This window comes from Geopsychrobacter electrodiphilus DSM 16401, assembly GCF_000384395.1.
Taxonomy (GTDB): domain Bacteria; phylum Desulfobacterota; class Desulfuromonadia; order Desulfuromonadales; family Geopsychrobacteraceae; genus Geopsychrobacter; species Geopsychrobacter electrodiphilus.
This window is the reverse complement of record NZ_ARWE01000001.1, coordinates 2354325-2367940: the sequence shown is the minus strand read 5'-3', so window position 1 is coordinate 2367940 and position 13616 is coordinate 2354325. Positions and strand designations below refer to the sequence as shown.

Genomic DNA, 13616 nt, shown 5'->3' with positions numbered 1-13616 from the left:
TTTTAAAAATTGTAACTCAGGGTTGCATAGGCGAATGCCCCAACTTCGGGAACCTTGACGCCAGAAGCAAAGGGGTCTCGCTGGTATGACAGATGGGTGAAATAGTAGATATTAAAGATATTGTTGACGCCAGCTGCCAGTGACCAATTCTCCCAATTTGCGCCAGCTTTGACGTCAGTGACAGCCCAGCCTGCAGTTGTCTGTTCCTGCAGGTCAGAGTCGACGCGATCCTGGCCTGCGGCAAAGCGTTCGGTGACCTCTGCAAAATAACTGTCATTATCCCAACGGACACTGACCGAACCATTCAAGGGTGGAGTTTCTGCGAGGGGCTGGTTTTTATCTTTATTCTCACCTCGGACATAGGCGAGGCTCCCTCGTAAATAGAAATCCATTGGCAGGGCAAGTTGTGAACTGAGTTCTCCGCCCCAGAGGGTGGCATCGACATTCTGGTAGGTTTTGGCGCTGTTGCCTGTTGATACGACGATGTCCTCCGTCAAGGTAATGTAGTCTTGCAGCGCACTGTAGAAGGCTGAGGCATTCAGAAAAAAGTTTTCGCCGGTGATCTTTGCTCCGAAATCAATTTGACGGTTAAGTGTTGAACCCAGATTTGGATTGCCGAGCCAGCTTGGCCCCATACTCCCTCTGTTAAGGCCGATATAAAGTTCTTGCGGGTCAGGGGTGCGTGTTCCCAGTCCGATCCCGCTGAAGAGCTCCAGTTCCGGAATGACCTGCCAGGCTAGCTGAATATTGCCACTTGCATTGGTGAAGTCGTTTTTGTTCTTCAGGTTCGACCCAGAAACATTTGTCACATAGAGGCTGTCGAGTCGGGCTTGGGTCAACGCATTTGCTTCTGCGATTGTGTAGTCTATCCGTGTCCCACCTTTCAATTTGAAAGAATGGGCGAGTGGCTGAGAATATTCAGCGAAAGCGCCAAAATTATTGACGTCGATATCTGGCAGCATGGGTTGGGGCACATATGTTCCAAACAATGCTTCGTTGGTGGCATCCCAGTTGCGGTAGTAGTAGTCGATGCCTGTCGTCAGTTTGCCTGAGCCAATCAACCAGTCCCCTTTTGCTTTTGCTCCATAGACCGAGGTGCTTGAATCTGTCTGCATACTGTATGTTTTGTTATTTACTGCGACCATTGGATTTGTTGAAGAGGTCCGAAATTTGTCGTGCATCAGATGTTCAACCTGATTCCAGTAGAGTTGAAAGTCCACCGCGTCAACGGCTGCATCCAACTTGTCAGCTTTTAACGTCCAGTTCACACGATGAGTGCGGTCATACTCTGCATCCATGAACAGGTAGGGATAAAGGACATTTTCCGCGTCCTGGTAGGAGTAGCCGAGTTCACTGCGGACATTACTTTGAAAGTTGTAACCACCTTTGATCCAGGCCGTGTGAATTTTGTACGCGTCTGAATCTAGGTCAATGATATAGCTGTGAGGGGTCCCTGGTGCATAAACCTCCAGCTGTCGTTTTCCATCGCCATCCATTGGAGAGTGAGAGGATTTATAGGCATATCCACCCAATAAATCACCAGTTTCTGATGCCATAGATGCGGTTGCAGAGGAGTCTAAAAGGCTGAATGATCCAAGAGTAAGACTCAGGTTTGCAGCTGGTCCTGGTTGTGGCTGTTTTGTGATGGCGTTAACCATGCCGCCCATGCTTCCCGGGTTTTCGAGGTCATAGGGGCCCTTAATCACCTTGATCTGTTCGACCTCTGCAAAATCAAAATGAAATGAGGGGGGGTCCATTCTAGACGGGCAGCCACCATACAGTCGGACGCCATCGAGAAATACGTTGATATCATCGCCTTGCAGGCCGCGCAGGACAATATCATTCGCAATGGCACCCTTATTAACACTGTTTAGTCCCGGTATGGATTCAAGGGCTTCACCAAGGTCTCGCGCAGGACTTTCCATGACTTCGCGAATGGTCAAGGATTCTTCAGTGGGTACCTGTCGATCTGCGCGAACGTTGATATCCTCTAGCATTGTTGTTGCGGAAAATGCAGGGCTGACAACTACTATTAAAAGTAATATTGTTGCCATGACAGATTTGTGGACGTAAAACATGTGATCCCTCCTGCTGGGGTGCGTGGATTTTTCCTGGCTAAGGGGTTGATCGTGCTAAATCGAATTGTTGACCATTTCGCTAATATTATGAGGATAGATAAACAATTTATGTTATTATTTGGTCAACTAATAACCACTGATGTTGTAATTCAGGTAAAATATAGCAATAAGTTTATGACATGCAACATCTTTTGTTTTTATGCTAACAAATGAATGTACATTGTGAGGACAGATGACTTCGAGTGAAAGACAGAAGCTGATTCTGGCAAAGTTGCAGGCTGCTGGAAATCTTCAGGTCGTTGATTTAGCCGAGAATTTTCAGGTCTCGAAAATGACGATCCATCGAGATCTTGTGTTGCTTGAAGAGAAGGGCTTTTTGAAGAGAATACATGGCGGTGCTGTTCAGTCGGCTGATTCGAGGCAAAACGCAGGGGATGTGACGAGTTTTCCAGAAAGTCGACAAGGGGAATGTTTGATCTGCACGCGCCCCTCGACACAACACCTGCTTTATACTTTAACAGGGAAAAAGGGCGAACAACGCCAGGCATGTTGCGCGCATTGTGGAATTTCGGCTCACATTCTTTTTGGCGATAATATTATGATGGCCTTAACCGCTGACTATTTGACAGGAAAGTTGCATGCCGCTCAAAATTCATTTTTCTTGCTCGGCAGTGTTGCTGCCCCGTGTTGTCATCCATCTGTTTTGACGTTTGAAGACGAGCAGATGGCGCGTCGTTTTCAAACCGGATTTGGTGGCAAGGTGGGGCGTTTGAATGAGGCCATAATGTTTTTGCGCGAAACGATGATGCTAAATCCCGAACAAGATGGTTGTCCACACTGCGCTGAGGTCCTTAGACAAAATCAATAAAGGGAGCCTTTTCATCTGTGCAATGAACCAGTAACGGGCTTGGGCGGACAGTACCAATCAGTAGTTCCTTGGGGTTTAATATCATCTGCGGTTTTGCGAAATTCTGGTTCCCGCTCCGACTGGTTCTCTAAAAAAAGATAGTGTGTTGCTGTTGCTCTGGAAAGTTAACTCCCGTCGGTCCCAATGACTCCGGTGAAACGTGTAGGCCGTTGCGGAGGAATTGGTCACGTGGCGGGATAGAGGGGGAAGGACGAATTGTTTCAGGATGCGTTGGAGTGTTGAACATTATGGTTTTAGAGTTGAAATGCAGACCGTAAATCCGGTGAATAACTTTTAACCACCCACCATATCGCTACTGTTCGCAGGGTTAAGAGCGCCAAGCGAACGCTCCGTCAGAATGCGCCACTGACCATTCTCTTTTACGAGATTCAGCGATTTTAAAATCTGATCCTGATAATAATCAGAGCTATAGATCTGTTTCAGTTTGATTTGCACACGATCTACTCCGATAGGTCGTATCTGTAAATCTTCAATCATGACTTTGATCCATTGTGGCCGACTTAAGCGTTCTAGCCGCATTCTGTGCCATTCATCAAGAGATCTACCAGGTTCAGGGCGATAATCTTCGCTGTAGAAAGAGAAGTAGCCCTCTAGATCCTTGTTTGACCATGCCTTTGCCCAATTCTTGACAACACATACAACGTCCGGACAGGATCCAGCTGAATATTCTGCCGGCGGATCAAATTCATTTCCAGCAGGCCACCAGGGTTCCGTGTTATTTAGTGTTTTAAAGTTTTGACGTGGAGCTTTGTTTGGAATGTCAGTTGAAGCAGAAAGCGGGAATGCTTGTTGCGTATCATGGATTCCCTTTTTAGGCGAAGCATTGGTTAGAACGAGTCTTTCCACCTTCACTGTCATTTCTAGAGGAACGGCTGCGGTGGCATCAAATTCATCACCGGCAGGCCACCAGAGTTTAGTTGTTTCTTGCACCGGTTCCTGTACCTCGGGAGTAACGGCGCCGGGCATGATTTCGGGTTGGATGGCGACAACTTGGTCCTGAGTTGGTTGCAGCACTGGAGTTTGGGGCGGCACGGGTGTGGACGGCACCGCCTGCTGAGCCGGGTTTTGGGCTTGGAGCTGCGGCTGCTGGTCAGACGCCCGGAAGTAGTTATAACTGCCGGTGATTAGTGAGCCTGCCAAGACTCCACCCGCCAGCCAGAGGGCAGGATGCCAATGGGGCGGACGGTGCCCTGAAAGTTGCTCCAGGGCAAGTTTTGCATCAACAAGGGCTTTCTTCTCAGCTTTTTTAGCTTCTTTAAGAGCGTTGGTGCTTGCTTCGATCTTTTGCTCAGCATGTTTTTTATAGTTGACGGCGCGTTGTAAAATTACCTGTAATTTATTTTTTTCAGCGACCAACCGACGGATTTCCCCTTTAGCATAGACGGCCTCCTTTATTTCAAGCTGTCTTTGCGATGGGGTAATGACGGGATTTGTTCCAGATTTGGTGTTGGTCAGGCTGGAGGAATTTGTTTGTTCGACATATTCGACATAATCGTTAATACCGTCATCAGTGCTAAGTAAAGCTAAACTCCTGAGGCGCACCAGCAGATCTTCAAAGCTCTTGATTTCGTGCGAACCAAGACCCAGTAGATCAGTTGTTAAATCTATGATGGGTTTGCCATGGGATTGTCCGAGTAGCGTTGTTGAGACTGCATCGGATTTGGCCCCCGGCCCAAGCAATAGCTTGACCAGAATATCCCCCAAGCATTTGAGAGTCTCAATTCTTGCGCCATCAGGGTCATCATGAGCAGACAAGGGGTTCTTTTGTTTTAAGCGTGTAATGGTCGCTGCAACACCGAAATCGGCAATTACAGCATGTCCATCGCTTGAGAAAAAGATATCTTTGAGCGAAAGTTTACCCTGCTCAAACCCTTCACTATAGGCATAGGCCAGGGCGCTGCTGAGCTGCAGAATGATCCGTAGCCCTTTGCCGATATTCATTGGCTGTTTCAATTGGTCCGCAAGGCAGCCGTCTGGATAGTAAACTGTCGTGAAATAGCAGGCGTCGCCTTCAATGCCGCTGTCGTAAACAGGTGCAATCGCTGGGTGTTCCAGCCCTGCAAGTGAATCTAGATACGGGCTGAGGCGATCCAGATTTTCGCGGGACCCAACTTCGTCAGGTCCAACCAGTTTCAATATGACATCACGGTCGAAGAATGGGTCTTCTGCACGGCAGCAGGCCTTTGACGAGCTCATCGCCAAAGGCTCCCTGATGACATACAAACCGAATTGTCTATCGAGTTTTAACACTTTTTGGTCCTTTGTCCCTTTAATGTGTCCTCACATTATAAGGGTTTACTTATGAAAAGATAGAAAAAACATACTATTACTGGATTTTTTGACAAACGAATATTGCCCTGCTTACTGATGTATTTTTCTATATTGTCATTATTCCTAAAAAATCGTCCGCCTATGCTATCCTCTGTTTGTGGTGTTCAGGCTAACCCCACCGCTTTATGGTGTTCTACAAAGAATTAATCTGTGTTTGGCGTTGCCGGAGGGCTCTTCTCAGGGTTAATAAAGCATGAAGGGGTCAGATCATTGCTGTTTTTGCCTTTTACCCTTTGGGTTTGACCGCAGCAAATCTGCAAAAGTCCCCATTCCTGCAATGACTGATTGATCAGTATACGACTTCTCTTCTGATTCGAGTTCAGTTCCGGCTGGTACCAGAGAGATGCGGCGTTGCTCAAGGTCGACTTTTTCAACTGTCACCCCCAAATCCTGACCCAGGGAAAGAACTTCACGCGGATGATTGATACGTCGCCCTTCCCCAAGTTTGGAAATATGCACCAGCCCGTCAATCCCTTCTTCCAAGGTGATGAAGGCGCCGAACTCGGTCAGGCGCGAAACCTTGCCGGAAATTTGGGCTCCTGCCGGGTATTTGGTCGGGACTCCGGCCCAGGGGTCGGCCAGGGTGTCGCGCAGGCTGAAGGAGAATTTATTTTCGGCCCAGTCGATGCGTTTGATCACCAGTTCCAGCCTTTGTCCAATCCTTAAAATGTCGTTAATATCTTCGATACGGCCGTAGGCAATTTCGGAAATTGGCAGCAGCCCTTCAATGCCACCGATATCGACAAAGGCGCCGAAGTCACGCAGAGAGGTTATTTCACCTTGAACCCTCATCCCTTCCTTAAGGGTTTCTTTCAGTGCATCTCGCTGTTCACGACGCTCCTCTTCAAGCAGGTCGCGGCGAGAGATCACGACGTTACGCCCCTGTTCTTCAAATTGAGTGATTTTGAAGGGGAAGGTTTTGTCGATTACCTCTTCGGGTTTTTCCAGACGACGCAGGCTGATCTGTGAATAGGGGCAGAAGGCGCGAATATTACCGGGGAGTTTGACCTCATAGCCCCCCTTGATCTCCTTTTCGACCCGGCCCTCAACCGGTATCCCGCTGCGCCAGGCTTCTTCGAGTTGCTCGTTTCCCTTGCTCCCCCCGCCTATGCGGGTGGTAAAACGCATTTCACCCCCTTCGCGCGAGACAAAGTAGGCCGAGATTCGGTCGCCGACGGCAACAGTCAGTTCGCCATCTTCATTTTGAAATTCATGGACGGCGAGAACCCCTTCGCCTTTTTGACCAATATCGAGGAACATCCAGTCTGGTCCGATCTGCAAAATTGTCGCATCGGTTTTCTGCCCCAGTTCAAGCCGCGTGGTGCTTCCGAGACTCTCCTCAAGCATTGCTGCAAAATCTTCGTTGCTCTGTTCGTCATCGTGATCAAAATTTTTGTCTTGCATGTCAGTTTCCTTTAAACACAAAAAATGTCGCCGGCAGGTGTTTTCGCGGCTGATAATATCATGTTCTGGTAATCACTCAAGAGCTTAAAGCCAGTTTGAGAGCATCAGGCCGATACCCAGAGTGTTTACTTCGTGGTTGTAGTCAATCAGACTCTCTCCGTAGCCGTAAAACCATTGAATGTAGCCTCGCAGCTGGTTGTGCAGCGAGAAGGTGTAGTCGAGTTGCACCGCCCCGTGGTTGTCTTGATTTAGGCGTAGGTTGTTGCGCAGCATAATCCCCAGGGTCTGATCCTTCCACTCTTTGAGGGCGTAGAATTCGAAGTTACCCAGATACTTTTCGATATCGGGATTATCATCATCGACGCGCGATTCGGGGATTCGCCACCAGGGCTTGAAGGCAAAATAGAGACTCTTCCGCTGAAACATGAAGAGGCTGTAAATGCGGTTCCAGCTGCGCGAGACAGCTCCCCATTGCCCGTTCGACTGGTGGACCATGCCGAGGTTGAGCCCCTTAAAGCGCAGGTCACCGAGGGTCCGGTCGGTGGCAAAGTCGAACCATGCTTCGGGTTCATGATTGGTTTCACGAAAAGGGGAGGATCGCTTGGAGTTGAAGGCTTGCCAGAAACTGCGATTGGTGTAGCCAACCCACAGATCGCCGGTCTGTCCGAGCAGGTTGGAGATTAAAAGGGTTTTGAGGCTGAGCTGGAATTTGAGTTCAAGGGGTTCGATGGTGATATCATTGCCAGGAAACTGGGCTTCAAAAGGTGCTGTCTGCGGTTTACTGAGGTAATAGCTTCCGATCAGGTAATTCGGCTTGTGTGAGACCAGCGAGAGCGGATGCTGTGCCAATTTTTTGTCGGTCTGGCGCCGTTCATCGATCCGCAGGTCGGCAGGGTTACTTAATTCTGATGGAGTCGCCGAGAGTTCCGCGTCCGTTGCTGAGATTGACGTTTCGGCGCCGGCACTTAAGGGTGTCATCATCAGCGCCAACATCCATAATAAAAGGCAGATTCTCATCGGTTCTCCTGTGTCAGGCCAGGACGTGGTCGTGCCAGTTTCGTCTGCCGCAATGGATTATCATTGTCGTCATGTAACTCAGTGACTCAGGTGAGAAGCGGGATAAATCCTCAACCACCAGTTCGCCTGCGCCCTGCTCGGCGCAACTGACCAAGCGTGCCGCTGCCAGCAGATCATGCTTTGAGAGCAGGGCCAGCAGCTCGTTGATCACGCCGCCAGCCTTGTAGAGTATCAGCGTTTCACAATGGATAAGCGCGGCTTCGACCGCGGCAAGGTCGGTGGCCGACATCAGCATAAGCCGGTCTTCCTGCAGGGTCAGCGCATCGTGAAAACGGCTGGCGGCAATCTGGAAGGCGCTGATGCCTGGTACAACCTGAATTTTACATTTATCCATCCCAGCTTCAAGGCCTTGCAGCAAGTAACTGGTAGTGGCGAAGATCAGCGGATCGCCGATCGTGATCATTGTCACCGATTTGCCGGCACCGCAGTCACTCAGCACCTCCTGTGCCACCGCATCCCAGCGATCCTGGGTCGATTGGCCATCCCTTTTCATCTGATAATTGATGGTCTTAATCTGCTGGTTTTTCAGATAAGGTCCGATCGCCGCCAGCGCCAGAGAGCGATTCGTGCCCTCAGCCTGGGGGGAAAGGATAATGTCGCTGGATTCGATCAGATTTACGGCGCGGACGGTCAAAAGATCGCTGGCGCCGGGGCCGATGCCGATGGCGTAGAAGTGGCCCGGCTGGGCTTGAACCGATGGCATAAGATTCCTTACTGCTGGCTGCTGGCCAGAATAGAGTTCAAGTCCAGCACACGGTCAAAGCTGCTGCTGTTCGCGCGTGACCATTGGAGCTGGTCGACATGCAGATATTTGCAGGTCAAGAGGCGGTAGTCACCACGTTCTTTGGGTGGGGTCGGATTCTGATTCATCGGGCCTGTCTGGTAGATGTAGAGGTCTGGATGGCTGGCGATGATCGCTTCACTGCCGAGCTTGATGATTTTGCGATTGCCGAAATTAACCGGTTCGCCACCGGCGGCGCGTATGATGTTGCTGACAATATTACTCTGTCCGGCGACGCTTAAGGGGAGGGCGCTGATTTCGAAAATCACCTTTGGCTTCGACGGCAGCATTTTGAGCCCGTGCAGCTTTTTGCGCAGGCTGTGGGTCAGTTCCTCCGCTGCTACTTCGCGTCCGGTCTGGTGTCCGAGCTCTTCAGTTTGTAGCAGAACTTCGGCCAGGGTCTTCGGGTTATAGACGAAGGTTTGCGCGCCAATACTGGCACTCATCTGCTCGCTGAAAAAACGGTTTGAGGAGATGATCAGCAGATCGGGCTTTAAGCTCATAATCAGTTCGACATTCGGTTTGATGTGGGACCCGACTTTGAGCGCCTGTGGAAATTCCTCAAGGCTTCTGGTTATTCCGACCACCTGGTCGGCGAGCCCGAGTTTGAGCAGAATATCGCCAGCGGCCGGAGCCAAAACGACGATGCGCCGGGCGAAAGCTGGTTCAGCAAGAAAAAGAAAAATTGTCAGCAGCAGCAGATACCTGAACATCGTAAGTCTCCGAGAGTAGGGCACAGGTTAATTGGTCGCGGCTGACATCGGCCAGCAGGCGCCCCTGTTTGAGTAGCCAGAAGCGTTTAAAAAAACGCGCGGCCAGATTAATGTCATGCACCGGGGCAATGACAGTCTGCTCCGTTTTGCAGAGATAGTCGATGACCTCGAGGCTGTGGCGGACATCAAGGCTGGCGTTCGGTTCGTCAAGAAAAAGAATTGGTGCCTGCTGGTTGAGTGCGCGCGCCAGCATCACTCGTCGTTGTTCTCCGCCTGAAAGCTGGTTGAAACGCCGTTCGGAGCGTTCTGTCAGGTCGAGTTTTGCGAGCAGTTCACGGGTGTGCTCGCGATCCGCCTCGGACGGCTGACGGCCATCGGTCTGGGCGAAACGGCCGAAGAGCACCACCTCGAAGACCGAAAAAGGGAAGATTACCTGTGTCTGTTGCGGCAGCATGGCGAACAGGCGCGCCCGCTCGAGAACCGAAATTTTTTGCAGAGCCCGTTGGTTGTAGCAGATTTTTCCTCGCCCATCGAGCAGCCCGGTCAAGAGTTGCAGCAGGGTGCTCTTGCCCGAACCGTTCTCCCCCAGAATCGCCAGCTTTTCGCCAGGCGCTACCTTGAGTGGCGGCAGCTGCAGGCTGAACCCCCCACGGGTAAATGTCAGATTATTGAGGCTCAGTTCAGCCATGCCAGAGCCTTTCGCGTCGGGTGCGCAGCAGATAAAGAAAGAAAATACCCCCTAACAGCGCGGTAATAATGCCGACCGGGAGTTCGGCTCCGCCGGGGATGATGGAGCGCGCCCCGGCATCTGCCAGCATTAGCAGCATGGCGCCGAGCAGGGTCGAAGCGGCCATATTGCGTTTCATGTCGCTGCCGTAGATGCTGCGGGCGATATGGGGTGTGATCAGGCCGACGAAGCCGATAATGCCGGTATGACTGACGGCCACAGCCACCAGCAGGGTTGCCAGCACAAAACTGAAGGCGCGCAGTCGTGCGACATTCACCCCCATGGTGCATGCCGAGGCTTCATCAAAAGCGAGCAAGTTCAATTGCAGACCGATGCGCTGCAGGAGCACGAAACTGATGACCAGCAGTAGGGTGCAGACGCCCAGACGCGTCCAGTCGACAATGAAGAAACCGCCCATCAGCCAGAAGACGATGGAGGAGAGGCTCTCCTCAAAATAGAACTTACTGAAGCTGATCAATGCCGAGGCGACGATATTTACCACCACTCCGGCGAGGATCATGGTCACTGGGTTGATGACACCGCCGCTGACCGACAGGCGATAGACCAGGAGCAGGCCGCACAGCCCGGTCATAAGTGCCAGCACGGGGACCAGCGGCAGTGGTAGCCCCAAGGCAATCCCAAAGACTGCACCAATCGCCGCCGAACTGGCGGTGCCGGTGGTGAAACTGTCGGCCAGCGGGTTCTTGAGGGTGAGCTGATAAACGCTCCCTGAGAGCGCGAGCATGCCGCCGATTACCGCCGAAAAGAGCACACGTGGCAGACGCAGGCTGAATAAGATCTCTCGCTCTGTTTCGCTCATGTGCAAAGGGTTGATCGCAGTGGCGCCGCTGAAAAGAGCTATGACAAAGGACACTGCAAGCAGGCTGAAGAGTAGCCGTTTCATGCCTCGACCCTTTCGATGATTCGGTTGGTCAACCAGAAGAGGATGACCACCATCGCTGCCAGCAGCAGATAAAGCAGGGCGCTGGTGTCTCCATTCTGGAGCAGGGTGGCACGAATCAGGCGTGTTGTGTAGGTCAGGGGAAAGAGGCTGGCAACCACCTTGATTGGCAGGGGCATCTGGTCGACCGGGAAGAAGGTTCCAGACAGAAACATCATCGGGGTGATCAGAAAGGCGTTGACGGTGGCCTGGTCGGCGTGACTGCGTACGATCATTGCCGCCAGCACTCCGAGCAGGGAGAAGATTGCCAAATGCAGCAGTAGTGCGAGGAAAAAACCGGGGCCGAAATGCAGGTTCACTCCGCACAGCAGGCTGTAGATGGCAATAATGGCGACCGGGATCAGGCCACGGACGATGCCATACCCCATTTCGCCGAGCACGATCTGCCAACGGCTAAAAGGGGCGATCAGGTACTCTTCGAAGACCTTGAAGTAAAAGCGTGAGATATTGATCTCGGTGGCGATGGCGTAGCTCTGGTTCATGCTCGCCATGGTTAAAAGCCCAGGAAGCAGAAAACTTAAGTAGTCGTGGCCGCCGACCGATGCGCCACGCCCCACGCCAAAACCGAAGGCGAGTAGAAACAGCGCCGGCGAGACCGCCGAGGCGAATAAGGTCTTGAGAAACTTGCGGCGTAAAATCAAAATTTCACGCCAGAATATGCCACGTGCACCATGGAGCATCAGGGTTCGATCCTCTTGCCGGTCAGCTGCAGGAAGACATCCTCAAGGGTTGTTTCACGGATACGCACCGCGCTGTCTATCTGTTTGAGACGGAGCATGGCTTCCGCGCGTTCATTAAAAAATTCGTTGATGACATCTTCCTGGTTGTAAATATCAAGGACAAAGCGGCCGGTCTGCTCACGCAACGCTTGCGGTGATCCTTCGGCGATGATCTGCCCCTGGTCGATAAAACAGACCCGTTCTGCCAGCTGCTCGGCTTCTTCGATGTAGTGGGTGGTCAAGAATAGGGTGCAGTTTTGTTCCTGATTGATCCGGCGTAAAAAGGCCCAGATTCTGCGTCGGCTGTGAGGGTCGAGTCCGGCGGTCGGTTCGTCGAGAAACAGGATAGATGGTTCGTGAAGCAGGGCCCGAGCGATGACGAGTTTGCGCTTCATTCCACCGGAGAGTTTCTGGGCCGGAGTGTCGCGTTTATCCAGCAGGCCGGCCAGCTCGAGGCAGACCTCAACCCGGCTGGTGATACTGGGGCCGCTCATCCCGAACAGGCGGCCATGAACTTGTAGGTTCTCGGCCGCGGTTAGTTCGCGGTCGAGGTTGTTGTGCTGCGGGACGACGCCGATTCGTTTGCGCACCGCGAGCGAAGAGCGGGTAAAGAGCTCGCCCTGATAGCAGATCAGTCCACTGTCGGGGCGCAGCAGGCCGGTCAGCATGTTAATGGTGGTGGTCTTGCCTGCACCGTTGGGTCCGAGAAAGGCGAAGAGTTCTCCGGCCTTAAGATGGAGGTCGATGCCGTCCACCGCCGCGACCTTTCCGAACGAACGTCTCAAGTCTCTGACCAGAATTTCGGGGCAATCAGTGCAAGTCAATCCCGGCCTCCGTGGCGGCGTCCTGCAGATGATCGATAAACAGCTGGCGTACGGCTGGGTTGTTGCCCAGCCCCTGCATCACCGGCGTCACGGTTATCCCCGCGGCTTCAAGTTGTGACTTCCATGAAACCGGACTGTTCCCGGCCATGTCCTTGCTGGCGTGGTCTCCCGCGACTACCATCAGCGGTTTGAGTAGCACTTTTTTAGTGTTGGACAGGCGTAGTTTGTCCAGCACATCGCTGAAACCAGGATGACCCTCAACCGTGCCAATACGCGTTTTAACCTGCGGGTAGCGCTGGTTCATCAGCTCTTCAAGTTCGTAATAGAGTCCCGTCGACAGATGCTGGTTGCCGTGTCCCATGTAAACCAGGTCTGCCCCAGCGGCTTGTGCCAGGGCGACATCGGCAGCAAGTGCCGCGGTAAAACTCTGCAGGTCCACTCGGTATGGATGTTTTTCTCCCCATATCCCCATCAGAGGCCGACCAAGGGTGATCTTGTCGAATGGCCGCCAATGATCTTTAAGGGTGCTGATCGAAAGCAGCCCATTAATGTAGGCCTGAACGTCCTGAAATTCTTCGCCGTCAGTCAAATGAGTCGGTTGGACCACGATGGTTTTATATCCTTGATCCTGCAGGTCTGCCAGGGTGCCGAGCAGACTCTTGATTCGATAGAAGTTATTCGGAACATCTGGATGCGCCGTACGATACGCCTTGTCCTCGGCGCGGTCATGCCATTTATTCCGGATAATGTTCGAGGTGAAAGCCATCCGCACCGGGATGTTCGGATAATTGACCTCAACGTCGTGCATAATCGCCAGCAGAGCATCGACCGCTGCTGGGTAGGTGGTGCCGAATGAGGCGATGGCGATGGCCGTTTTTTCAGGAGCATGTTTCATGGCGAGAGCATCCGAGAAGGGGAAGAGCAGTATGACAAGGGGAATGATTAAACGTGCTGCTAGCATAATGGCCTCAAGCGGAGTAAGAGTTCAAGCGCGCCCATAAAAAAGCCCACAGATTGCTCATTCAAGCAATCTGTGGGCTTCATCCGTTTTGGAAGCGCAGCGATTATTCCAG

Annotated in this window: 12 protein-coding genes; 1 reads left to right on the top strand and 11 read right to left on the bottom strand. The window is 52.0% G+C overall.

The window, feature by feature from the left end:
• Positions 1-2: 2 nt before the first annotated feature.
• Positions 3-2078, bottom strand: a complete 2076-nt coding sequence (locus tag D888_RS0111210; RefSeq protein ID WP_020676654.1) for a TonB-dependent receptor — start codon at positions 2076-2078, stop codon at positions 3-5.
• A 232-nt stretch (positions 2079-2310) separates the two neighbouring features.
• Between D888_RS0111210 and D888_RS23150 the strand changes: the two genes are divergently transcribed.
• Complete coding sequence (locus D888_RS23150) at positions 2311-2946, top strand: DeoR family transcriptional regulator (RefSeq protein WP_020676652.1); 636 nt, start codon at positions 2311-2313, stop codon at positions 2944-2946.
• A gap of 333 nt (positions 2947-3279) precedes the next feature.
• Here the strand turns inward: D888_RS23150 and D888_RS0111195 are convergent, their stop codons facing one another.
• The 10 genes from D888_RS0111195 to D888_RS0111150 form a co-directional block, all read right to left on the bottom strand.
• Positions 3280-5256: a L,D-transpeptidase Cds6 family protein gene (locus D888_RS0111195; RefSeq protein WP_156826998.1), complete on the bottom strand. Its 1977-nt coding sequence runs from the start codon at positions 5254-5256 to the stop codon at positions 3280-3282.
• A gap of 288 nt (positions 5257-5544) precedes the next feature.
• Positions 5545-6741, bottom strand: a complete 1197-nt coding sequence (gene rpsA, locus D888_RS0111190) for a 30S ribosomal protein S1 (protein WP_020676650.1) — start codon at positions 6739-6741, stop codon at positions 5545-5547.
• An 84-nt stretch (positions 6742-6825) separates the two neighbouring features.
• On the bottom strand, positions 6826-7758 hold the full coding sequence (locus D888_RS0111185; protein WP_020676649.1) for a phospholipase A: 933 nt from the start codon (positions 7756-7758) through the stop codon (positions 6826-6828).
• A gap of 13 nt (positions 7759-7771) precedes the next feature.
• Entirely contained in the window at positions 7772-8521 is a 750-nt protein-coding gene (gene cobI / locus D888_RS0111180; RefSeq protein ID WP_020676648.1) for a precorrin-2 C(20)-methyltransferase, read from the bottom strand.
• Positions 8522-8529: 8 nt separating this feature from the next.
• On the bottom strand, positions 8530-9312 hold the full coding sequence (locus tag D888_RS0111175) for an ABC transporter substrate-binding protein (RefSeq protein WP_020676647.1): 783 nt from the start codon (positions 9310-9312) through the stop codon (positions 8530-8532).
• The gene (locus D888_RS21445; protein ID WP_020676646.1) at positions 9266-10000 is read right to left on the bottom strand and encodes an ABC transporter ATP-binding protein; all 735 of its coding nucleotides are present in this window, start codon (positions 9998-10000) and stop codon (positions 9266-9268) included. The genes D888_RS0111175 and D888_RS21445 overlap by 47 nt, the downstream gene beginning before the upstream one ends.
• Positions 9993-10943: a FecCD family ABC transporter permease gene (locus D888_RS0111165; protein WP_020676645.1), complete on the bottom strand. Its 951-nt coding sequence runs from the start codon at positions 10941-10943 to the stop codon at positions 9993-9995. Before D888_RS0111165 ends, D888_RS21445 begins: the two co-directional genes overlap by 8 nt.
• Positions 10940-11680, bottom strand: coding sequence for an ABC transporter permease (locus D888_RS0111160; protein WP_020676644.1), 741 nt, complete (start codon positions 11678-11680; stop codon positions 10940-10942). Before D888_RS0111160 ends, D888_RS0111165 begins: the two co-directional genes overlap by 4 nt.
• A complete protein-coding gene (locus D888_RS0111155; RefSeq protein ID WP_020676643.1) occupies positions 11680-12543 on the bottom strand; it encodes an ABC transporter ATP-binding protein in 864 nt (287 codons plus the stop codon). The genes D888_RS0111160 and D888_RS0111155 overlap by 1 nt, the downstream gene beginning before the upstream one ends.
• The gene (locus D888_RS0111150) at positions 12530-13504 is read right to left on the bottom strand and encodes a sirohydrochlorin cobaltochelatase (RefSeq protein WP_211215665.1); all 975 of its coding nucleotides are present in this window, start codon (positions 13502-13504) and stop codon (positions 12530-12532) included. The genes D888_RS0111155 and D888_RS0111150 overlap by 14 nt, the downstream gene beginning before the upstream one ends.
• Between the last annotated feature and the right edge of the window lie 112 nt (positions 13505-13616).

Excerpts from the sequence above, each read along its gene's own strand:
- rpsA (WP_020676650.1), bottom strand. The coding sequence starts at position 6,741 with ATGCAAGACAAAAATTTTGATCACGATGACGAACAGAGCAACGAAGAT.
- D888_RS0111150 (WP_211215665.1), bottom strand. The coding sequence starts at position 13,504 with ATGCTAGCAGCACGTTTAATCATTCCCCTTGTCATACTGCTCTTCCCC.
- D888_RS0111185 (WP_020676649.1), bottom strand. The coding sequence starts at position 7,758 with ATGAGAATCTGCCTTTTATTATGGATGTTGGCGCTGATGATGACACCC.
- D888_RS23150 (WP_020676652.1), top strand. The coding sequence starts at position 2,311 with ATGACTTCGAGTGAAAGACAGAAGCTGATTCTGGCAAAGTTGCAGGCT.
- D888_RS0111160 (WP_020676644.1), bottom strand. The coding sequence starts at position 11,680 with ATGCTCCATGGTGCACGTGGCATATTCTGGCGTGAAATTTTGATTTTA.
- D888_RS21445 (WP_020676646.1), bottom strand. The coding sequence starts at position 10,000 with ATGGCTGAACTGAGCCTCAATAATCTGACATTTACCCGTGGGGGGTTC.
- cobI (WP_020676648.1), bottom strand. The coding sequence starts at position 8,521 with ATGCCATCGGTTCAAGCCCAGCCGGGCCACTTCTACGCCATCGGCATC.
- D888_RS0111210 (WP_020676654.1), bottom strand. The coding sequence starts at position 2,078 with ATGTTTTACGTCCACAAATCTGTCATGGCAACAATATTACTTTTAATA.
- D888_RS0111165 (WP_020676645.1), bottom strand. The coding sequence starts at position 10,943 with ATGAAACGGCTACTCTTCAGCCTGCTTGCAGTGTCCTTTGTCATAGCT.
- D888_RS0111175 (WP_020676647.1), bottom strand. The coding sequence starts at position 9,312 with ATGTTCAGGTATCTGCTGCTGCTGACAATTTTTCTTTTTCTTGCTGAA.